The sequence below is a fragment of the Leisingera sp. M658 genome, from assembly GCF_025144145.1.
Taxonomy (GTDB): Bacteria; Pseudomonadota; Alphaproteobacteria; order Rhodobacterales; family Rhodobacteraceae; genus Leisingera.
The window spans coordinates 1,377,945-1,398,723 of record NZ_CP083546.1; the positions used below are offsets into that span (position 1 = coordinate 1,377,945).

20 protein-coding genes are annotated in these 20,779 nt (G+C 62.4%); 18 read left to right on the forward strand and 2 right to left on the reverse strand.

The annotated features are described in order from the left end of the window. Positions 1-169 precede the first annotated feature (169 nt). From K3724_RS06895 to K3724_RS06930, 8 genes are all read left to right on the forward strand, one after another. Positions 170-2,944, forward strand: coding sequence for a hypothetical protein (locus K3724_RS06895; RefSeq protein ID WP_259991263.1), 2,775 nt, complete (start codon positions 170-172; stop codon positions 2,942-2,944). Beyond that, positions 2,941-3,324 carry a hypothetical protein gene (locus K3724_RS06900; protein WP_259991265.1) on the forward strand — a complete coding sequence of 128 codons (384 nt, stop codon included), beginning with the start codon at positions 2,941-2,943 and terminating at the stop codon, positions 3,322-3,324. Before K3724_RS06895 ends, K3724_RS06900 begins: the two co-directional genes overlap by 4 nt. A gap of 22 nt (positions 3,325-3,346) precedes the next feature. Then, complete coding sequence (locus K3724_RS06905; protein WP_259991267.1) at positions 3,347-4,582, forward strand: hypothetical protein; 1,236 nt, start codon at positions 3,347-3,349, stop codon at positions 4,580-4,582. Between the two features lie 167 nt (positions 4,583-4,749). After that, the gene (locus K3724_RS06910; RefSeq protein WP_259991269.1) at positions 4,750-6,282 is read left to right on the forward strand and encodes an acyl-CoA carboxylase subunit beta; all 1,533 of its coding nucleotides are present in this window, start codon (positions 4,750-4,752) and stop codon (positions 6,280-6,282) included. 80 nt (positions 6,283-6,362) lie between these two features. Then, positions 6,363-6,803: a hypothetical protein gene (locus K3724_RS06915; protein WP_259991271.1), complete on the forward strand. Its 441-nt coding sequence runs from the start codon at positions 6,363-6,365 to the stop codon at positions 6,801-6,803. Between the two features lie 113 nt (positions 6,804-6,916). Further along, positions 6,917-7,294, forward strand: a complete 378-nt coding sequence (locus K3724_RS06920) for a DUF6497 family protein (protein WP_259991273.1) — start codon at positions 6,917-6,919, stop codon at positions 7,292-7,294. A gap of 214 nt (positions 7,295-7,508) precedes the next feature. After that, on the forward strand, positions 7,509-7,649 hold the full coding sequence (locus K3724_RS06925) for a hypothetical protein (RefSeq protein ID WP_024089507.1): 141 nt from the start codon (positions 7,509-7,511) through the stop codon (positions 7,647-7,649). Between the two features lie 69 nt (positions 7,650-7,718). Beyond that, complete coding sequence (locus K3724_RS06930) at positions 7,719-8,063, forward strand: hypothetical protein (protein ID WP_259991276.1); 345 nt, start codon at positions 7,719-7,721, stop codon at positions 8,061-8,063. Between the two features lie 95 nt (positions 8,064-8,158). Here K3724_RS06930 and K3724_RS06935 read toward each other — a convergent pair whose 3' ends face one another. Further along, positions 8,159-9,301 (reverse strand): DcaP family trimeric outer membrane transporter, encoded by a 1,143-nt coding sequence (locus tag K3724_RS06935; RefSeq protein WP_259991278.1) that lies wholly within the window; start codon positions 9,299-9,301, stop codon positions 8,159-8,161. Positions 9,302-9,978: 677 nt separating this feature from the next. Between K3724_RS06935 and K3724_RS06940 the strand changes: the two genes are divergently transcribed. The 3 genes from K3724_RS06940 to K3724_RS06950 all read left to right on the forward strand — a co-directional run bounded on the left by K3724_RS06940 (position 9,979) and on the right by K3724_RS06950 (position 13,031). Continuing rightward, positions 9,979-10,182, forward strand: coding sequence for a hypothetical protein (locus K3724_RS06940; protein ID WP_129370421.1), 204 nt, complete (start codon positions 9,979-9,981; stop codon positions 10,180-10,182). A gap of 152 nt (positions 10,183-10,334) precedes the next feature. After that, entirely contained in the window at positions 10,335-12,380 is a 2,046-nt protein-coding gene (locus K3724_RS06945) for an acetyl/propionyl/methylcrotonyl-CoA carboxylase subunit alpha (RefSeq protein ID WP_259991281.1), read from the forward strand. Positions 12,381-12,539: 159 nt separating this feature from the next. Further along, the gene (locus K3724_RS06950; protein WP_259991283.1) at positions 12,540-13,031 is read left to right on the forward strand and encodes a hypothetical protein; all 492 of its coding nucleotides are present in this window, start codon (positions 12,540-12,542) and stop codon (positions 13,029-13,031) included. A 22-nt stretch (positions 13,032-13,053) separates the two neighbouring features. Here K3724_RS06950 and K3724_RS06955 read toward each other — a convergent pair whose 3' ends face one another. Next, positions 13,054-13,488, reverse strand: a complete 435-nt coding sequence (locus K3724_RS06955; protein WP_259991285.1) for a DUF4174 domain-containing protein — start codon at positions 13,486-13,488, stop codon at positions 13,054-13,056. 177 nt (positions 13,489-13,665) lie between these two features. Here K3724_RS06955 and K3724_RS06960 point away from each other — a divergent pair, with 177 nt between their 5' ends. The 7 genes from K3724_RS06960 to K3724_RS06990 all read left to right on the forward strand — a co-directional run bounded on the left by K3724_RS06960 (position 13,666) and on the right by K3724_RS06990 (position 20,657). Then, positions 13,666-14,598, forward strand: coding sequence for a hypothetical protein (locus tag K3724_RS06960; RefSeq protein ID WP_259992584.1), 933 nt, complete (start codon positions 13,666-13,668; stop codon positions 14,596-14,598). Further along, a complete protein-coding gene (scpA, locus tag K3724_RS06965; protein ID WP_259991287.1) occupies positions 14,564-16,693 on the forward strand; it encodes a methylmalonyl-CoA mutase in 2,130 nt (709 codons plus the stop codon). The genes K3724_RS06960 and scpA overlap by 35 nt, the downstream gene beginning before the upstream one ends. 307 nt (positions 16,694-17,000) lie before the next feature. Then, the gene (locus tag K3724_RS06970; protein ID WP_259991289.1) at positions 17,001-17,609 is read left to right on the forward strand and encodes a VOC family protein; all 609 of its coding nucleotides are present in this window, start codon (positions 17,001-17,003) and stop codon (positions 17,607-17,609) included. Beyond that, positions 17,606-18,127, forward strand: coding sequence for a GNAT family N-acetyltransferase (locus K3724_RS06975; protein WP_259991291.1), 522 nt, complete (start codon positions 17,606-17,608; stop codon positions 18,125-18,127). The genes K3724_RS06970 and K3724_RS06975 overlap by 4 nt, the downstream gene beginning before the upstream one ends. A 9-nt stretch (positions 18,128-18,136) precedes the next feature. Next, on the forward strand, positions 18,137-18,835 hold the full coding sequence (locus K3724_RS06980; RefSeq protein WP_134830160.1) for a molecular chaperone DjiA: 699 nt from the start codon (positions 18,137-18,139) through the stop codon (positions 18,833-18,835). Further along, complete coding sequence (locus K3724_RS06985; protein WP_259992585.1) at positions 18,816-19,826, forward strand: endonuclease/exonuclease/phosphatase family protein; 1,011 nt, start codon at positions 18,816-18,818, stop codon at positions 19,824-19,826. Before K3724_RS06980 ends, K3724_RS06985 begins: the two co-directional genes overlap by 20 nt. A 183-nt stretch (positions 19,827-20,009) precedes the next feature. Next, positions 20,010-20,657: a glutathione S-transferase family protein gene (locus K3724_RS06990; RefSeq protein WP_259991293.1), complete on the forward strand. Its 648-nt coding sequence runs from the start codon at positions 20,010-20,012 to the stop codon at positions 20,655-20,657. Positions 20,658-20,779: the final 122 nt, after the last annotated feature.

Consider the following 20,779-nt stretch of genomic DNA (forward strand, 5'->3'; position numbering starts at 1 on the left):
AGCAGTCGGCCCGTCTTGTCCATCAGCCCCGGCCTGGCAGGGCGTAAGGTTGCCGTTGCGTCAAAAGACTCTTGCGCCGAATTCAATGCCTCCCCTATGGTTGCTTAAGCATTCCATCAAATCGCGCGTTCCCCAAGGCCCGTCCTTTTAAGTTCTGTTGAGGTGACCCATGGCCAATACCCCTGATCCGCTTGCCAACAATCCGGCCATCCGGCAATGGGCCGAACGGTTTTACAAGCTCAAGGCCTGGACCATGCCGGACTTTCCCGATCCGGTGAATGAGGAGGTGGACAACAGGCGTTCGGCGGCCCTGACGGAGCTGAACAAGATCACCATTCCCGCCGAACTCAGCTCAGGCGCGCGGCGCAGCCTGGCGGGCGGGCGCAAGGCGCTGAAAAAGGAAATCCTCAGCGCGGATGAGGCCGGCGCCTTTGACAAGATCGACAGCGATATTTCCGATCTGTCCAGCCAGATCGCCGCGCAGCTGGCAGTTGCCGCCGCGCGTGACAAGGCGCAGACCGCCCTGGCCGCGGCTGAGGATAAATTCGCCTCGGTGCGCAACAGTCTGGACCAGGGCGCATTTACCTTTGTGGAGGGTCTGATCAAGGCGGCGCACAAGACCATGGCCGCCGCCGTGACCGACAAGGACTTTGAAGCGGTGGAGGCCGCGGCCAAGGATGCCTCGTCCAAGGCGGAAGACGCCAATACCTATGGTCTCTTCTTCGACAATTGGACCAGCGCCACGCTGGCGCTGATCAACCCGATGACAGGCGTTACCAAGGATACCGCCGAAGCCGCCCGCGGAACCCAGATGAAAGCCGCCGCCGTCCATTCCAAGGCCGGGGATTTCGGCGCCGCCAAGTTGGCGCTGGAGGCTTGGAAATCCAATCTGAGCGATGAGGGTGATCTGGCCGAAGGTCTTAGCTTTGCTGCGTTGATGGACGATTACATGGCAAACTCCCACAAGCGCTGCGAGCTTATCCTCGCCAGCGCTGTACCGGCCGCCAAGGATTTTCGAAATCACCTGAAAAACGCCAAGAAAAAGGGCTACAAGGAGCAAAAGTTCAATGAGGCCAAGGGGCTGCTGCAGGAGCTGATAGACTACAGCTCTAAGGACCGCGGCAAGCTCGCCCGCTATATGCGCGGCTTTGACGGCTCCCTCAGAGCGGATGAGGGGTTCCGCAACGCATTGGCGGCGGCGGATACCAAACAGAAATTCAAGGGCAACAATGATCCCGCTGGCGCGCTGGCGGATCTGAAGGTCTGGGAAAAGGCCAACCGCGCGTTGATGCGCAAAAGCCATTCCAAACAGATCGTCAAGGCGCTTGAGGCGAAATACGACACCCTGAAAAAAGTTCTGGCTGAGCCGGAACTCAGCGACCTGACCACGACCTGGGACGCGCATAAACTTCTGGCGGATGCCGACAACTTCGACAAAAAAACCGGCGCGCCGCAATATCATGTCAAGCTGAACCATCTGTTCCAGCTGGAAAAGGTTGTGGATGACCGAAGCGAAATGGCCCGGATCCTGACGCAATTCCCCGAGGCCGCCAGCTATGATTTTCACAAACCGGTTGCAGACAATATCACGGCGCAGAAATACCCGGATGCTGTCAGCGCTGTGCCCGCGGCACTGGCGCTTTTGCGTGCAATGCCGGGCTATCTGACCGCCAAAAAGGCCGCCGAAGACCTGCTCGCGGTGCTGCCCGGCGATGCGGATGTTCTGAAGAGCACGCTGGATGACGCGATCAAGGCTGCGGAGCTCACTGCCCGCGGCGGTGATCCGGGCAAGGCCGCAGGTGATCTGCAGACGGTGCTGGACAATGCCGATTACATGGATCTGGTGCTGGCCATGGCGGATTACCGCGCCAAGCTGGCCAAGGTCGAAAAGGAACACGCCCGGACCAAGAAATACCTCAAGCTGCCAGCCGCCGAGAGCAAACTGGACGAAGCCTTGGAGGCGGCCAAGGACCGGGCCGGAACGGACAAGGAATACGGCGACGCCTTCCTGATGCTGGACACCCATGAAAAACTGCTGAAGACGGTCAAACCGATGGCCACGGCCCGTTTCCAGGTGCAGGGCATTGTCGCTGCACTGAAACGGGCAAGCGTGCCTTCAGACGAGCTGGACCCCTTAGAGGTCAAAGTTGCAGCGGCTGAGGATGAAGCCAAAAAACCGGATTTCGATAAGGCCAAGACCGCCTTTGATAAGGTCCGCAATGAGCTTGAAAAACTCAGCGCCGAGGCGGCCGAAGCCTATGAGATGATGGACGGTGCCGGCAGCAACGCAGGCCATTCGCTGGACCGCCACGGCCCGGACGTCAGCGACGAGGATCTGATCACCCGGCTGAAAACCGGCAAGCCGCCCAATGCGCATGACGACGACGAACGTTCCTACACCGGTGCGTCTTCCAAGTTCCACAGCCCGCAGGACTGGCTGGCAGGCCGCGAGATTGCTGCCGAGGCCGCATTGGCCAAAGGTGTCGATATCACTGAAACCGAAATGACCTTTACCGGTGATCCGCTGACCGATCCCGATGAGAGTGCCGACTTCACCGTCGAACACGGCCGCCCGATCGACAAAGCCTATATCGGCCACAAGAAACACGTGCGCTCCGATGACAACGGCGAGCCGATTTCCGATAAGACCTATGAAAGCTTCGAGGAGGTTGAGGGGCTGACCCGCGCCTATGTGAACTTCATCTGGGAGCCGGAACTGCTGCCGGCGGAAACCACAGACAATCCCGATCCTGCAACGGACTATCCCGAGGAAAAAGCGCAGGATAACGCTGACTATGTGGCGAAATACACCACCCGGCATGGCGCCGCTCCGGCCAAAATACCGGGCCGCTGGGTGATGATGCAGCAATACCCGGTCGCTGACGGCTGGGATAACGAGACCAAGACCTACACCAATGGCAATCCGGGGAACATGATCCCATGAAAATCCGCAAGGAACTGATCGCGGGCTACACGCGGCTTCTGACCATGGGCCGGGCGGTGAACGCGCCTGATCCGATGGCCGATCTGGCCCAGTTCGACGCCGACATCCGCAGCATGCACAAACGCGCCCATAAAGAGGGCAACCTCGATTGGCTGCGGCTGGCGCTGGACTCGCTGATCGCCAGCCCGGCTGGACGCATCAGCCTGTTTGCAGGCCAGCAGTACCCGTTCGACGACGCCGAGCTGCAGGCGCTGTTTCGCCGTGCCTACGGGATGATCTGGCCCGACCAGCCGCTGTCCGAGCCGGGCGACGAGGCCGATCTCGATTTTGTGGAAATGAGCGCTGAGGACTGGAACGCCTTCACCGGCAACGCCAGCTAGGAACCAGCTTAGGAGACCTGCCATGCCTGATCAGGCTTTTGATGCGGACGCCGTCCTGAAACTTCTGAAAAAGGCCAAGGCCTCCGGCAAGGAGCTGCCTTTTGCCTTTGGCCTTGCCGGCAAGTCCGAAGACTGCGGGCTGATGATCGACCTGCGCAAACCCGGCAAGGTGCTGCGCGGCGACATGAAAAAGGCGCCGGGGATCAAGAAATCCTGTTTCGGCACCCTGCGGGTTGAGGAAAACGAGGTTCTTTTGCAGCCGGAGAAGCCGCTGAAGGGCATCGTCAAACAGTTGAAGAAAAAGTTCATGAAGGAGGGCATGGTCAAGTTCAAGCCGGTGCTTGTCGGCCCCGATGGCAGCATCATCGATGAGGACAGCCTGCCGGATGACGACGGCGAAGCTTCGGAAACCGGCCCCGAAACCCGCCTCGCCGAAGACAGCACCGCTGATGCAGGGGCTGCTGCAGCGTTGAAAACCCGCATCGCAGCCGCGGCTGAGGCGGTCAAGGCGCTGGGCAAACCGGACTTGGCAGGCAAGCTTGCCCCGGAAATCAAAGCCAGCGTGAAACTGCTGGGGCAGGGCGATCACGACGCCTGCGCGGCCCGGCTCGACCGGCTTGAAGCAGCGCTTGCCAAACTGGGCGGCCAGCCCAAGCCTGCGCCCGCGGACCCGGCCCAATCGGAACAGGCCGCAAAACTGGGCAAGCTGCTGACTGCGCAGGCGGCCAAGCTCAAATCCCTGCCGCCGGAACAGGCCGCGCCCTTGGCAGAACAGGCCCGCGCTATCGCGGCCAATCTGAAATCAGGCGCGCTGACCGAGGCCGCCGACGGGCTCAAAGCGCTGATCAAAGCGATTGAGACACCGGCAGAGACGGGCCAGCCCGCGGCGGACCCAATGGAAATCTGGCAGGCCGCCAAGGAGGATGTGGACCGCGGCGTCTCCAGCCTGCAGGACGCGCTGAAATCCCAGAACCACCCGGTGCTGGCGCAAATCGCTGATGCCGGCCTTGCCGGTGTCACGGACGGCAACCAGACAGCGCTGATGAAGGCCTTGTTCGAGATGAAATCGGCCACTGGCGACGCCCGCAAAAAAGCCGCACAGGCACTGCTGGCCCAGATCGCCGCCTATCTCAAGTTCCTTAAGGACGATCCGGCGATCGGCATGGTCGAAGACAATCCTTTCGGCGTCAAAGCCCCGGTTAAAACACCGCTGACAAACGCCTTGCGGCAAATGGCCGAAATCGCCAAGGCGGCCTGAGGCTGCCTTCCCGGCCCTGGACAGGGGCTGGAACCCGAATACAAACTTTGCTGATTTACAGCTTTGCATCCTGCGTATGCAAACGATTTGCAAATTTGCGATAATGTCCTTTGGCTTCGCTGCCGCGCAATATATGGTCCCGGTGAAATCTACAGGGGACATGTGCCATGAAAGACATCCTTTCCGAGCTGGAAGACCGCCGCCAGGACGCACGGCTGGGCGGCGGCCAGCGCCGCATTGACGCGCAGCACGGCCGCGGCAAGCTGACGGCCCGCGAACGGATCGAACTGTTGCTGGACGAGGACAGCTTTGAAGAGTTCGACATGTTCATCAGCCACCGTTGCACCGATTTTGGCATGGAAGACAACAAACCGGCAGGCGACGGCGTGGTCACCGGCTGGGGCACCATCAATGGCCGCCAGGTCTATGTCTTCTCCCAGGATTTCACCGTCCTGGGCGGTTCGGTCTCGGCGACCCATGCCCAGAAGATCTGCAAAATCATGGACATGGCGATGCAGAACGGCGCGCCAGTGATCGGCATAAACGATTCCGGCGGTGCCCGCATCCAGGAAGGCGTTGACGCCCTTGCCGGCTACGCCGAGATCTTCCAGCGCAACATCATGGCCTCCGGCGTGATCCCGCAGATTTCCGTCATCATGGGGCCTTGTGCAGGCGGCGCGGTCTATTCCCCGGCGATGACCGATTTTATCTTCATGGTCAAAGACTCGTCCTACATGTTTGTGACCGGCCCGGATGTTGTGAAAACCGTGACCAACGAGGTGGTGACAGCCGAGGAGCTGGGTGGTGCCTCCACCCACACCAAGAAATCCTCGGTTGCTGACGGCGCCTTTGAAAACGACGTCGAAGCACTGGCCGAAGTCCGCCGCCTGGTTGATTTCCTGCCGCTCAACAACCGTGAAAAACCCCCGGTGCGCCCGTTCTTTGACGAACCGGGCCGGATTGAGACCAGCCTCGATACCCTGATCCCGGAAAATCCCAACAGCCCCTACGACATGAAGGAGCTGATCGCCAAGGTCGCGGACGAGGGCGATTTCTACGAGATCCAGGAAGATTTCGCCAAGAACATCATCACCGGCTTCATCCGCCTTGAGGGCCAGACCGTGGGCATCGTCGCCAACCAGCCGATGGTGCTGGCAGGCTGCCTCGACATCGACTCCAGCCGCAAGGCCGCGCGTTTCGTACGCTTTTGCGACTGTTTCGAGATCCCGATCCTGACCTTTGTCGACGTGCCGGGCTTCCTGCCGGGCACCTCCCAGGAATATGGCGGCGTCATCAAACACGGCGCCAAGCTGCTGTTTGCTTACGGCGAAGCCACCGTGCCCAAGGTCACCGTGATCACCCGCAAGGCCTACGGCGGCGCCTATGACGTGATGGCCTCCAAGCACCTGCGCGGCGATTTCAATTATGCCTGGCCGACGGCGGAAATCGCGGTGATGGGCGCCAAGGGCGCGACCGAAATCATCCACCGCGCTGACCTGAAAGACGCGGATAAGATCGCGGCCCACGCCAAGGACTATGAGGACCGTTTCGCCAACCCCTTTGTGGCGGCAGAACGCGGCTTTATCGACGAGGTGATCATGCCCCAATCCACCCGGCGCCGCGTCTCCCGCGCGTTTGCCTCCTTGCGCGGCAAACAGCTGAAGAACCCGTGGAAAAAACACGACAACATTCCGCTGTAATTGCGGATGTTGAGCGGGGGCTGTCTGCCCCCGCACCCCCGAGGATATTTTCGACCAGAAAGAAGAGGGAGTCTTCGGATTTGTCCAGCAACCGTTGGCATATCATCCGCACGGACAGCAGCCTGACGCTGTCGCGCCGCCTGCCTGCGCAGTTCGACGTGGCGGCGGAGACCGTGCTGACGTCGGGCGACCCGCTGCGGCTGGCGCATCAGATCCGCCAGGACATGTGGCGCAAGCTGCAAGGCATGCGGGGCTTCTCTCCGGTGGTGGAAATCACCGCCACAGGGCCGGGGTCGGGGCAGGGGCTGCACATCCGGGCCGGCGGGCAGGTGATGGGCCGGGTGCCCTCCAATGCCGCCGGGCTGATTGCCGACGTTCTGGAAAATCCCGCTAACCGGGGCCGCTGGCTGCGCCATGCGGTGCGGCGCCGGGACAAGATATGCCTGGGAACAGGCTCGAATACGAATAATCCGCCCGAAATTGCGGCAAAATTTGACAAGGGAAACGAATCAGTCTCATGATCCGCCTCAGCCAGATACCAACAGCGCGCGCTTTATGCGCTGCGCCAGCAGCCCCGGCCGGAGGAGCCTGGGAAACCGGGGGCCGGGGCTGCGGATATCTGGCTGTTATCCCTTTGGCATTGTCCGTCCTGTCCGCCTCTGCCGCGGAACCGGTTGCGGTTCCGTCGGGCCAGCCCGTGACCCTGGCCGAGGTGCTGCTGGACGAAGCACCCGGACAGGCGGGCGAAACCTGGGCCCGGTTCCGCTTCCTGGCGCCGGAAATCGCCCGGGAAACCGGTTCCGTCAGCTATGAGGCGGCGGCGCCCGACATGGACCATCTCTGCGAGACCTTGGCGGTGCCCTATCTGGCCGGTCACGGGCTGACCGCAGCCCGGGTGGTGATTTCGCTCTCGGACCGAATGGTGCCTTTTGGGGCGCAGGACCCGGCGGCCACCCAGTTTTTCGAGGCCTACCGCCCCGTGGCCGCAGGCTGTATGTGGGAGGCTTTCTGATGCATCCACAACATCTTGCGGGGCAAACTTCAGACCGGCGGATTCTTGCGGCATTGCAGCCACAGCGCTGCCAATTGCCGCGATTCACATGTGACTCGGTTGCAAACCCCGCTATCCTTGGCGCGGGCAGCCCGCGGGCTGCCTTCACATTGAGGTTGAGGCAGGCGGCGGGCCAAGCCCCCGCAGGTTTCGCGTTTTTTATCAGGAGACAGAAATGTCCAAGAGCATCAAGCTTATCGCCCTGGCAGGCCTGCTGGCCGCCGTCACTGCCTGCGCCCAGCAGGAAGAAGAATTTGTCGTGGTCGAGCCCGAGCCGATCTCGCAAGAGCCGGAATTCACCGGCAAGTACAAGTAACGACCACAAGGGTCCGGCCCTGCGGCCGGCCCTTACCCGCCCGCAGGGTGCCGGACAGGAGGCACCCAAATGCTGAAACACCGCGGGTTCCCGGGCCGTATGCCCGGCACCGATTTTCAATTCACCGTCCGCCGCCCCAATCCCAAAGGGGTCACGCCGCTGACCCGGCGCGAGCGTTTTGCCGACCGCAAGAACGTCGACCGGCGCGTCGATGCCACCTTTATGCGGGCTTTGTGGGAGCAGTTCGGCGACCAGCCGTTCGAGCGTGGCAATCTGGACGCCGGCCGTCTCAGTTGGCTGTTCGGCCGCGAAGTGGTCGCCGCTGAAGATCCGTTTAATCCGGCCAGCTACGAGGCGCTGCTGGTCATTAACGTGGCCGTGGCGCAGGCGTCTTTCCCGGACGCGTTTGACTGATGGCACCGTCCCGGACGCATATCACGCAACGGGCACCGCGGATCTCTCCGCGATGCCTGCCGCTGCGTCCGGGGCGCCGCCCGTCTGCTGTTTCGTCAGAAGTTCAGCTGAACCGCCAGCTGCACCCGGTCGCCGTCAAATGTATTGCCGGAGATCGTGTCGTTGCGCTCGCCAAAGATGTATTCAGCGCTGAAGGTCAGGTTGTCGGTGGGGCTGTAGAAGGCATTCACGTGAATGGTCTCCAGCTCGGTGAAGGACAGCGTGCCGGTCGAGGTCGGCAGGTCGTAATCCTCGCGTCCGTAGGCGATGCCGACATTCCATTGGTCGGTGATGTCCTGGCGGAATTCGACGGTATAACCCTTCACATCGTTGGCCTGGCCGCCGACCACCGCATCCCCGAGGCCGATCAGCAACGGCCCCAGGGCCTCGCCGTCAACATAGGTGGCCTGGAACAACCCGCCGTCCCAGGGCGTGATGGAGCCGGATACGGTAACACCGGTCTGATCAACGTCAACGCCGCCGCTTTGGATGGTGCCGGCAAGGCCGGCAATCCGCGCGGTGAACAGATCATTGCTGTACTGGAACGCTGCCGTGGCGACCGGATCGCTGGAGGCGGCGGTGTTTTCCTCCAGCGACAGGCTGTAGTCGAAACCGTCGCCAAAGCTGTTGCTGTAGCGGACCTGCGGCACCCGGGCAAAGGCGATGCCGACCGGGCCGTTGAATTCCACACTGGCGGGGTACTGCCCCAGCGGCATGAAGTTGGTCCAGGTTTGGCCGATCAGCCAGTGATCGCCGATCTGCACATTGGCGTGGCGCAGCCGCAGCTCGGAGGTGCCGCCCGAGGCGAACAGGTCGAACTCGAGCTGGCCCTGAATGGTGCCGATGCCGGTCTCGGTGGTGGTGCGAATGCCCAGCCGCGACTGGCGCACGGTGGCGCCGAAGTCGCCGTCGGTGGCATTCACCGGCTCGCCGATATTGTTGACAAAGGCCGTGTCGCCCTGGACGAAATCGAAATCATAAAAGAAATCGGCCTTGACGTAGCCGTAGATGTCGACCGCGGTATTGCCCAGGCGGAAGTCGCCGGGCGCGCCGGTCACCTGCTGGCTTTCCGCTTCCAGCACCTCGACCCGGTTGCGCAGTTCCTGCAGCTCGGACTGTGTATCCGCGTGGGCCAGGCCAGCGCTGCCGGCAAGTGCAGCAGCAGCCAGGGCGAAGCGCCCTCTATGCACTTTGGTCATGGGGTTATCCCTCCTCCTTATGTGTCGTGCAGCCAGACTCCCACGTGCGCAAACGGGGGGGAAATGACTTCAAAGAGAGCCGCCGTGAGGATTTGCGCCAGAAAAAGTGCGAAATTTTCACGGTCTGTTCACGCTGCAGTGTTTGCGCAGGCCAAGGTGCTGGCAGGGCTGCAAATCCCGGCGCCGGTCCGGCGCTGCCGTTCACAGCGCTTTGACAACCGCTTGTCCGGCCGGCCAGCACAGCGTCAGGGTTGTAACGGCGATGTGACAGGGCTGACGCGGCCCTGCGCCACTGCCCGGCCGGTAGTGCGTGATTTCGGCGTGAAATCGCACAGCTGCCGCTTGGGTCAGCAGGAATCTGCCCAAATCCGCACCCTTGCATTTCAGGGGCTTACAGCAGCGCCGGGGCTGTGCATCGTGGGTCAAGCAGCGCAGCCACGCTGCTGTGCCGAGCATCTGTTCCGGCCCCTTCGCCTGAACGGGCAGGTACGCGCCCCCATCCGCGTCCTGCCCGTCTTTTCTCCCCTTCAGGCACCGGCGGAAGCTTGCCGTATACTCCCCCCCATGCGGCAAGCCTCCGCCCAACTGAAGGGCGGGTTCGGCACAGCGTTGCGCGCGGCTGTCCAGCCTGCAAATTCCGCAGGGACACTGACGTCCCCGGAAGAAGGAAACTGGACATGCGGGCAAAAACTTTCATCGCGGCCCTGTCGCTCTGCGGCTTTGCGGCGGCCTGCGGCGACACCACTGGCGAACGTATCGTATATGGCGCCGGCGCAGGCGCCGCAGGTGCTGCGCTGCTGGACGGCAGCCTGGTCACCGGCGCAGCCGTCGGCGTGGCCGCAAACCTGGTCTATTGCCAGCAAAATCCCCGCAAGTGCTAAGGCCGCCACCGCTGCCGCTGCACTGCTGAACATCCGGCCCGCTGCGGCCGGTGCAAAAATCGCGCAAACGCCGTGCCTGGGTCTGCCCCGGGCGCGGCGTTTTGCATTCCGGAATGCCAAGGACCAAGGGCCAGAATACAAAGGGACCACCTATGTTTGACAAGATCCTGATCGCCAACCGGGGCGAGATCGCCTGCCGGGTGATCAAAACCGCGCGGAAAATGGGCATCAAAACCGTTGCCATCTACTCTGACGCCGACAAGCAGGCCCTGCATGTGCAAATGGCCGACGAGGCTGTCCACATCGGCCCGCCGCCCGCCAACCAGTCCTATATCGTCATCGACAAGGTGATGGAGGCAGTCCGCGCAACCGGCGCCCAGGCGGTGCATCCGGGCTATGGCTTCCTGTCGGAAAACTCCAAATTCGCCGAGGCCCTGGCCGCCGAAGGCGTCGCCTTTGTCGGCCCGCCGGTGGGTGCGATTGAAAGCATGGGCGACAAGATCACCTCAAAGAAAATCGCCCAGGAGGCCGGTGTTTCCACCGTGCCCGGCTACATGGGGCTGATTGCCGACGCGGATGAGGCGGTGAAGATCTCGAACGAGGTCGGCTACCCGGTGATGATCAAGGCCTCCGCCGGCGGCGGCGGCAAGGGCATGCGCATCGCCTGGAACGACGACGAGGCCCGCGAAGGTTTCCAGTCCTCCAAGAACGAGGCCGCGAATTCTTTTGGCGATGACCGGATCTTTATCGAGAAATTCGTCACCCAGCCGCGCCACATTGAAATCCAGGTGCTCTGCGACACCCACGGCAACGGCATTTACCTGGGCGAGCGGGAATGCTCGATCCAGCGCCGCAACCAGAAAGTCGTGGAAGAGGCCCCGTCGCCCTTCCTGGACGAAGAAACCCGCAAAGCCATGGGCGAGCAGGCCGTGGCCCTGGCCAAGGCCGTCGGCTATGCCTCAGCCGGCACTGTGGAATTCATCGTTGACGGCGACAAGAACTTTTACTTCCTGGAAATGAACACCCGCCTGCAGGTGGAGCATCCGGTGACCGAGCTGATCACCGGCGTTGATCTGGTCGAACAGATGATCCGCGTCGCAGACGGCGGTGAGCTGCCGCTGCGCCAGGAAGACGTGAAACTAACCGGCTGGGCGATTGAAAACCGTCTTTATGCCGAAGATCCCTATCGCGGCTTCCTGCCCTCCATCGGCCGCCTGTCGCGCTACCGCCCGCCGGCCGAGACTGCCGCAGGCCCGATGCTGATCAATGGCAAGTGGCAGGGGGATGCGCCCGCGGGCGAGGCTGCCGTACGCAATGACACCGGCGTCTTTGAGGGCGGCGAGATCTCGATGTATTACGACCCGATGATCGCCAAGCTCTGCACCTGGGCGCCCACCCGGGCTGAGGCGATCGACGCCATGCGCATTGCCCTCGACAGCTTCGAGGTGGAGGGCATCGGCCACAACCTGCCGTTCCTGTCAGCTGTCATGGATCACCCGATCTTCATCGACGGCACCATGACCACCGCCTTTATCGAGGAACAGTATCCCGAAGGTTTTGAGGGCGTTGAGCTGCCCGAAGCCGACCTGCGCAAGATCGCCGCCTCCTGTGCGGCGATGCACCGGGTTGCCGAAATCCGCCGCACCCGAGTGTCGGGCCGGATGGACAACCATGAACGCAAAGTCGGCACCGATTGGACCGTCACCCTGCAGAGCCAGTCCTATGACGTGGTGATTGACGCCGACCGCGACGGTGCCACTGTCAAGTTCGCCGATGGCACCGCATTGCGCGTGTCCTCGGACTGGACGCCGGGCGACCAGCTGGCCACCCTGGACGTGGACGGCGACATCCTGGTGCTGAAGACCGGCAAGGTCACCCAGGGTTTCCGCATCCGCTCCCGCGGGGCGGATCTCAAGGTCCATGTGCGCACCCCGCGCCAGGCGGAACTGGCGCAGCTGATGCCGGAAAAACTGCCGCCCGACACTTCCAAGATGCTGCTCTGCCCGATGCCCGGCCTGATCGTGAAGGTCGACGTCGAAGCGGGGCAGGAGGTCCAGGAGGGCCAGGCCCTTTGCACCATCGAGGCGATGAAAATGGAAAACATCCTGCGCGCCGAGAAAAAGGGCGTGGTGTCCAAGATCAACGCATCCGCGGGCGACAGCCTGGCGGTTGATGATGTGATCATGGAATTCGAATAATGCACCACGGGGCAGGCATATGCGCGGGCGGGCAGGCGGTTTTTTCCGCCGGCCCCCGCATGCCTGCCCCGGACCGCACGGCTGCGTGCACCGAATCTTCAGGAATTTCTGCAATCCTGCCCGGGTTGAACTTCCTCAAGGTGCCCTATGTTCCGCTTAATGACCGGTTTGCTTTCGGGCATTCTCCTGCTGACGGGCTGCACGCTCGACAAGGAAGAGGAGGTGCGCGTGCTGCTGTCCGAATGGACGGAACTGGGCGAAACCTTCTTTTTCCAATCCTCGTCCACCTGCACCGCTGCGGTGTTCCACACAACGGAACAGCCGCGGATCACTTCGCTGCTGGGCAGGGCGCGATCCGTCAACACCGGCATGAAAATGCTGGCAGACGGCAAGCCGGTTGTGTTCCGGGTGGCCGGAAAATCCCCCAATGCGGTGACCGAGGCGATCATGTCGCGGGATCTGCCGCAAGGTATCGGGATCCTGAACTCGGGCCTGGCCGGGGTCAATTGCATGAACGAGACTGTGAAAGGCGTCTACTACCGCGCTATTCTCAATCCGCAGTCCAACCTTGTCTTTGTGCCGGACAGCCATGCCATGGTTGTGCTCGACAAACAGGCGATGGCGCTGATTTACGTCCGCGGCAACAGCTGACAGCAGGCGCGGCCCGGTCAGCTCAGCTGCCGCGCCGCTCTTCCACTTCGCGCAGCCGCTCGGGGAATTTGTCGATGGTGCGGGACAATTCGCGCGCTGTCCAAGGGTGCGGTTTGCGCAGCTTCACGCCGCCGTCCTTGCCGACCAGAACCAGCATGAACCCGCGCGGACGCAGCTTTTTGCGCAGCGCCGATTTTGCGGCCGGGTCGGTGTCAACCAGCACCACCACATCCCGGGTTTTCAGAACCTCGGCGCCTTGCATCAGCCGCTCCATCTGCTCGTGGAAGCGCGGGTCGTCGGGGCTGTCGGCAAACACCACCACAGGGCGCTGCTTCCACTGGAAATCCTCCAGTTCCACGTCATACCCGGGCTGTATCCAATCAGGCGCACTGCCATCTGCAGCCAGGGCCGCAAGCGGAATAAAACCTGCCAAAACAACGGTTAGGATTGCTCTCATGATCTCTCCTGTCCCGTTGAATATATGCGCCGCGGCGGCAAATGCGACCGGGAAATCCGCAACTTGGCCAAAAAACATCATCGTTAACGGGATACTGAGGGGTTGCCGGCCATGATTGTGCCATTCCCCTTGACCGGGCTGCGGCCTGCGGCCCTCCAGAAGAGGTCCCGAAGCATGATGAAAGTGATCCTTCATACAGGTGCGCACCGCTGCGCAACCACGTCGTTTCAGGAATACATGCGCCAGAACGCCGATGGGCTTGCCAAACAGCGCATTGGGTTCTGGGGGCCGTTCCGCACCAGGGGCGGGCTGTTCCACGGCATCCAGCCCGGGCCTGCACGGGTGACTGGCCGCGACCTCGCCCAGCGTGCCCGCGGGCGGCTGCAGATCCAGATTGCCGGCTGCCGCGAGCAGGGCATCCATCAGCTGCTGATCAGTGAAGAAAACATGATCGGCTCCATCCGCGGCAACCTGCGGCTTGGCGATCTTTATAATGGAGTGGGGGAACGGATGGCGCGGTTCTCCCAGGCCTTCGGCAATGCCGTGACAGACGTGGCCCTCAGCATCCGCAGCCTGGACGGCTACTGGACCTCAGCACTGGCCTATGCGGTTGCCCGCGGCCACCGGGTGCCGTCGCCTGCGCAGCTTGACCGTCTGGTGCAGGCGCCGCGCAGCTGGCGCGATGTGATCACCGATATTGCCTGTGCGGTGCCAGATGTGCGCCTGCATGTGTTGCCGTTTGAAACCTTCGGCACCCGGCCCGAGGCACAGCTGACGGCCCTCACCGGGGCCGAGGCGCCGCGCACCCACGCAAGGGTGCGGCTCAACGCCTCGCTGTGCCTGCAGGACCTGCGCGCCAGCGTGCCGTCCTCTGCGGCGGCCAAACTGCCAGGGGGCTCAGGCCGCTGGCGCCCCTTTGACGACGCGCAGACCGCACGCCTGCGCGAGGCGTATGCCGACGACATGATGTGGCTGGCTGCCGGTGCCGATGGCATCGCCGCACTGGCCCATGATCCCGATAAACTGGCGGCGGGCACGAACCCGCCCCGTATCGCACTGACAAGAGGAAGACCTGATGACAAACAAAGACGAATGGCAGGCTCTGGCTGAGAAAGAGCTGCGCGGACGGGCGGTTGACGACCTCAATTGGCAGACGCTGGAAGGCATCGAGGTCAAGCCGCTTTATACCGAAGACGACACCAAGGACCTGCCCCACATGGGCACGCTGCCCGGCGTCGGCCCATTCACTCGCGGCGTCAAGGCCACCATGTATGCCGGCCGGCCCTGGACCATCCGCCAGTACGCAGGCTTCTCCACCGCCGAAGAATCCAACGCCTTCTACCGCCGCAACCTGGCCGCGGGCCAGCAGGGTGTCTCGGTCGCCTTCGATCTTGCCACTCACCGCGGTTATGACAGCGACCACCCGCGCGTGGTCGGCGATGTCGGCAAGGCCGGCGTGGCGATTGACAGCGTCGAAGACATGAAAATCCTGTTTGACGGCATCCCGCTCGACAAGGTTTCGGTCTCGATGACCATGAACGGCGCGGTGATCCCGGTTCTGGCGTCCTTCATCGTTGCGGGCGAAGAGCAGGGCCACGATAAATCGGTCCTCGCAGGCACCATTCAGAACGACATTCTGAAGGAGTTCATGGTCCGCAACACCTATATTTATCCGCCGAAACCCTCGATGCGGATCATCTCGGACATTATCGAGTTTACCTCGAACGAGATGCCCAAATTCAACTCGATCTCGATCTCCGGCTACCACATGCAGGAGGCCGGCGCGAACCTGGTGCAGGAGCTGGCCTATACCATCGCGGACGGGCGCGAATACGTGCGCGCGGCGCTGGATGCGGGCATGGACGTGGACAAATTCGCAGGGCGTCTCTCGTTCTTCTTTGCCATCGGCATGAACTTCTTCATGGAAATTGCCAAGCTGCGCGCGGCCCGCACCCTGTGGCACCGGGTGATGACCGAATTCGGCGCCAAGTCCGAACGCTCCAAGATGCTGCGCACCCATTGCCAGACCTCCGGCGTCTCCTTGCAGGAGCAGGATCCCTACAACAACGTGATCCGCACCGCCTATGAAGCGATGTCGGCAGTCCTCGGCGGCACGCAAAGCTTGCACACCAACGCGCTGGATGAGGCCATCGCGCTGCCCACCGATTTCTCGGCCCGCATCGCCCGCAACACCCAACTGGTGCTGCAGGAGGAAACCGGTGTCACCAATGTCGTCGATCCGCTGGCCGGCTCTTACTATGTCGAAAGCCTCACCAACGACCTGATCGAACAGGCCTGGGCCTTGATCGAAGAGGTTGAGGAAATGGGCGGTATGACCAAGGCGGTTGAGAGCGGCATGCCCAAGCTGCGCATCGAAGAAAGCGCCGCCCGCCGCCAGGCGATGATCGACCGCGGCGACGAGGTGGTGGTCGGCGTCAACAAGTACCGCAAGGAAAAAGAAGACCCGATCGACATCCTGGATGTGGACAATGTGGCTGTCCGCGAGTCTCAGATCGCCCGTTTGCAGAAAATGCGGGCTGGCCGCGACGAGACCGCTTGCCAGGCCGCGCTGGATGAACTCACCCGCCGTGCCCAGGCGGGCAGCGGCAATCTTTTGGAAGCCGCAGTTGAAGCCGCCCGTGCGCGGGCCTCAGTCGGAGAAATCTCCATGGCGATGGAAAAGGAATTCGGCCGCCACCGTGCCGAGGTGAAGACTTTGGCGGGCGTCTATGGTGCCGCATACGAAGGCGATGAAGGCTTTGCGGCGATCCAGAAATCGATCGAGGATTTCGCCGAAGAAGAGGGCCGCCGCCCGCGTCTTCTGGTGGTCAAGATGGGCCAGGACGGCCACGACCGCGGCGCCAAGGTGATTGCGACGGCGTTCGCCGACATCGGTTTCGACGTTGACGTGGGCCCGCTGTTTCAGACTCCCGCCGAGGCCGCCCAGGACGCCATCGACAATGACGTGCATGTGATCGGCATCTCCAGCCAGGCGGCAGGCCACAAGACATTGGCTCCGCAGCTTGTCGAGGCGCTGAAGGCGGAAGGCGCGGGCGACATCCTGGTGATCTGCGGCGGCGTGATCCCGCAGCAGGACTATGAGTTCCTGTACTCCAAAGGCGTCAAGGCAATCTTCGGCCCCGGCACCAACATCCCGGAAGCCGCCCAGGACATCCTGCGCCTGATCCGCGAAGCGCGGGCGTAACGTAAGTAGCAGGGGGCTCCCGCACCCGCAGGTGCCAGCCCTGCGGGCAAACCCCTTGGCGGCTTTGGGCCTGGCAGTTCACCCTGCCAGGTGAACTGTCGGCATCGCGCGCCGTCAGGCGCGCGATGCCCCGCCCAACGGGAGCGGATGTGCCTTCGCACAGCCTGCGACGGGCGGGAGCGCTGACGGTTTTGAGTGTCCTCTCAGCGCCGGTGGCGGGTGCCCGCTTCACTGTCCTTGACGGCAAATCCCGCCTTGTACCCCGCCGCTGTCCGGCTAGTCTCTGGCCGCAAAAGGGGAGGCGCAAATGATACTCGATCACCTGGCCGTGGCCGGCGAAACGCTGGAAGAGGCGGTTGCCCATGCCGAAGAGGCCCTTGGCGCCGCGCTTGGCCCCGGTGGCTCCCACGCCCGCTATGGCACCCATAACCGGCTGATCGGGCTGGAGGACGGGCTGTACCTGGAGGCCATCGCCATCGACCCGGACGCCCGACCGCAGGAGCAGCCGCGCTGGTTCAACCTGGACCGGTTCTCCGGCCCTGCACGGCTCAGCAACTGGATCCTGCGCAGCGAAAACCTGGAAGCGGAGAAACCCCTGCTGCCGCCTCATGCGCAGCGCCACGTGGCAATGCAGCGCGGGGACTTGCGCTGGCTGATGACGGTGCCTGCGGACGGGCTGCTGCCGTTCGGCAACATTTTCCCCGCGGTCCTGCAGTGGCAGTCCGAGCCGCCCGCCGGCAAGCTGCCGCAGTCGCACTGCCGCCTGACCCGCCTGATCCTCAGCCACCCGGAGGCCAAAGACCTGCAAGCCGCACTGGACCGGATCCTCGGCGACCCGCGCGTTGCAGCGGAGCAGGGTAAACCTGCGATGATGGCGGAGTTCGAAACCCCGCATGGGCCAAGGGTGCTGCGATGAAAATCCGCTCTGCCCGCCCTGATGATGCCGAAGCCGTCTGCACCATTGCCAACTGGGTGATCCGCGACACGCTGGCCACCTTCAACACCATTGAAAAAACGCCTGAAGACGTCCGGGAACTGATCATGGCCGGCAACGGCGCTTATCTGGTGGCGGAACAGGGCGGCAGGATCCTCGGCCACGCGCATTGTTTCCCGTTCCGCCCCGGTCCCGGCTATCGATTTACGGCAGAGCACACCATTCATCTGCTGCCCGAAGCACAGGGGCAGGGCGCGGGCCGCAAGCTGATGCAGGCGCTGGAGGCCAAGGCGGAACAGGCGGGCATTCATGTGCTGATCGCCAGTGTCAGCAGTGCCAATCCCGCAGCAATCGCCTTCCATGCTGCTATGGGCTATGTGGAAACAGCAAGGATGCCGGAACTGGGCTGCAAGCAAGGGCGCTGGCTCGACACTGTTTTCATGCAGAAAATCCTGACGCCCGGTATTCCCGCCCCTGACAACCCTGGCAAAGACGCATAGGCTGGCACCATGTCACTTTGGACCCGCATATCCGACGCGCTGGCCGCACTTGCCGCAGGAGAAAGCCTGTCGGAAGTCTTTGACCGCTTGCGCGCGCCGCCCGAACGCACCGTGGCCTTTGCCATTGCCGTCATCGCCCTTGGCGCCAAGATGGCCAAGGCCGACGGGCAGGTCACCCGCGACGAAGTGGCCGCCTTCCGCGAGGTGTTCCAGATTGCCCGCGATGATGAAACCGGCGCCGCCCGCGTCTTTGACATGGCGCGCACCGATGTGGCCGGCTACCAGGAATACGCCCGCCGCATCCACAGCATGTTTGCCGATGACCCCACCACGCTGTGCGACCTGATGGAGGGGCTGTTCCATATCGCCATGGCCGATGGCTTCTATCACCCCGGCGAAAATGAATTCCTCGAAGAAGTAAGCCGCATTTTCGGCCAGACCCCGCAGCAGTTCCAGGCGCTGCGCGCGCGGTTTGTGCCGGATGCGCCCAAGGATCCCTATACCGTGCTGGGTGTCAGCCCAGATATGGCCATGGACGAGATCCGCAAGCATTGGCGCAAGCTGGTGCGCGACACCCACCCGGATGCGATGATCGCCCGCGGCGTGCCCGAAGAGGCGGTGCGGCTGGCGGAGAAGCGGATGATCGACATCAACCGCGCCTGGGATGAAATCAACGGATGCTGCGGCAATGCGGCTGGCAACCTATAATATCGAATGGTTCGCCAACCTGTTTGATGCAGAGGATAATCTGCTGCTCGACGGCGAACGCTCCTCCCGCCATGGGGTCGACCGGTACACCCAGGGCCAAGCCATCGCCCAGGTGCTGCGCCGCATTGATGCCGATGCGGTGATGGTGGTGGAGGCGCCCAATACCGGCCGCAGCCAGCGCACCACCCGCGCGTTGGAGCGCTTTGCGGCTGAAGCCGGCCTCAGAGCGCGCGAGGCCGTCAGCGGCTTTCCCAATGACACCCAGCAGGAAATTGCATTGCTGTTTGATCCGGATGTTCTGGACGCCCGCCACGACGCCCGTTCCTCGGCGGATGCGCCGCGGTTTGACGGGGTGTTCGGCATTGACCTGGACGTTGACGCCCAGGCCGATCAGGTGCGGTTTTCCAAACCGCCGCTGGAGCTGGCGGTGACCACCAAAGGCGGCCCGGACAAGAAGGGGGTGGAGCTGCGGATGATCGGCGCGCATCTGAAATCCAAGGCGCCGCATGGTGCCCGGACCAAGAACGAGGTTACCACCGTCTCCATCGCCAACCGGCGCAAGCAGCTGGCACAGGCGATCTGGCTGCACCGGCGGGTGGCGGAACATGCCGCGGCGGGGGAGCATGTGGTGGTTTTGGGGGATCTGAACGACGGCCCCGGCCTGGATGAATTTGAGAAATTGTTCGGCCAGTCCTCGGTTGAGATCGTCATGGGCAGCCTGCTGAACGACCCCCACGCGCAAAGCCTTTTGCGTCCGCGCACCACCGTGCTGCCCAGCACCTCGCGGTTCTACAATCCTGAAACCAAACGCTATTTCTGCGCGCTGTTGGATTATGTGATGATCTCGCACAGCCTGATGGGGCTGCAGCCCAAGTGGCGCATCTGGCACCCGTTCGAGGACGCGGAATGCTATGGTGATGCGGAATTGCGCCAGGCGCTGCTGAATGCCTCGGATCATTTCCCGGTGACGCTGGATATCGCGCTGGCGTGAACGGTCTGGTTTCATCCCGGGCCTGCACTTGCCGTCCAGCGCCCGAAGGGGTGCAGTTCTGGACTTTCCGGACAGGCGGTCAGCCGCCGCCGTCTAAGCCCTTCACATTGCCCCTTTTATAAATCCAAGGGGCGGCGCAAGGTGTGTGCAGAACATCCAACGTCTAAGCTGCCGGATCGGTCTATGAAGCTCATCACCGCAGAATACTGCCCGTTCAGTTTGCGCTGCGTGCTCGCGCTTCGGGAAAAGCGGCAGAAGTTCGAATTGCTGACGGTCAACTTGGCGGAAAAGACGCAATTCGGCGCGCTCCTTTCACCTTATGGCCGGGTGCCGGTTCTCGAACATAATGGCAATTCGATCTATGAGAGCAGCGTGATCAATGAATATTTGGAGGAGGTTTTTCCCGAACCTGCGCTACTGCCCGGGGATCCTTATAACCGTGCTGCCGCTCGTTTTTGGATCGATTTTTGCAACACGCGGTTCATGCCCGCTTATTTCAATCTGCTGAAATCAGTTCCCGGAAAAACGCGGGATGCGCTGCGTGCGGAATTGCTGGAACATTTGGCTTTCATCGAAGATCAGGGCCTTTCGCAACGGGCCGCGGATCAGCCGTTCTGGCTAAGCGGCCGTGCCGGGCTTGTCGACTTTTCGTTTTATCCTTTCTTTGAGCGCTTCGCCGACGTGGAAGTGTTTCGCAATGTCGAAATTCCGCACCGTCTCGAGAATTTGCAGAAGTGGCTGAAAACGATGCGCGGCCTGCCGTCGGTTCAATCCATCATGCGTTCAAGGGCACACTACATTGCGTATTTCCGAACGTTCTACGCTGATTGAGGTTTCGCTTTTGGCAGGTTCCAGTTTTGTTGCAAGGCCTGCAGTTCATTGACCGGGGCAATCGGCATTCATGCCAGACGGCTGCAAATCAGCCATCACCGCGGGCATGCACCCGCCCGGCG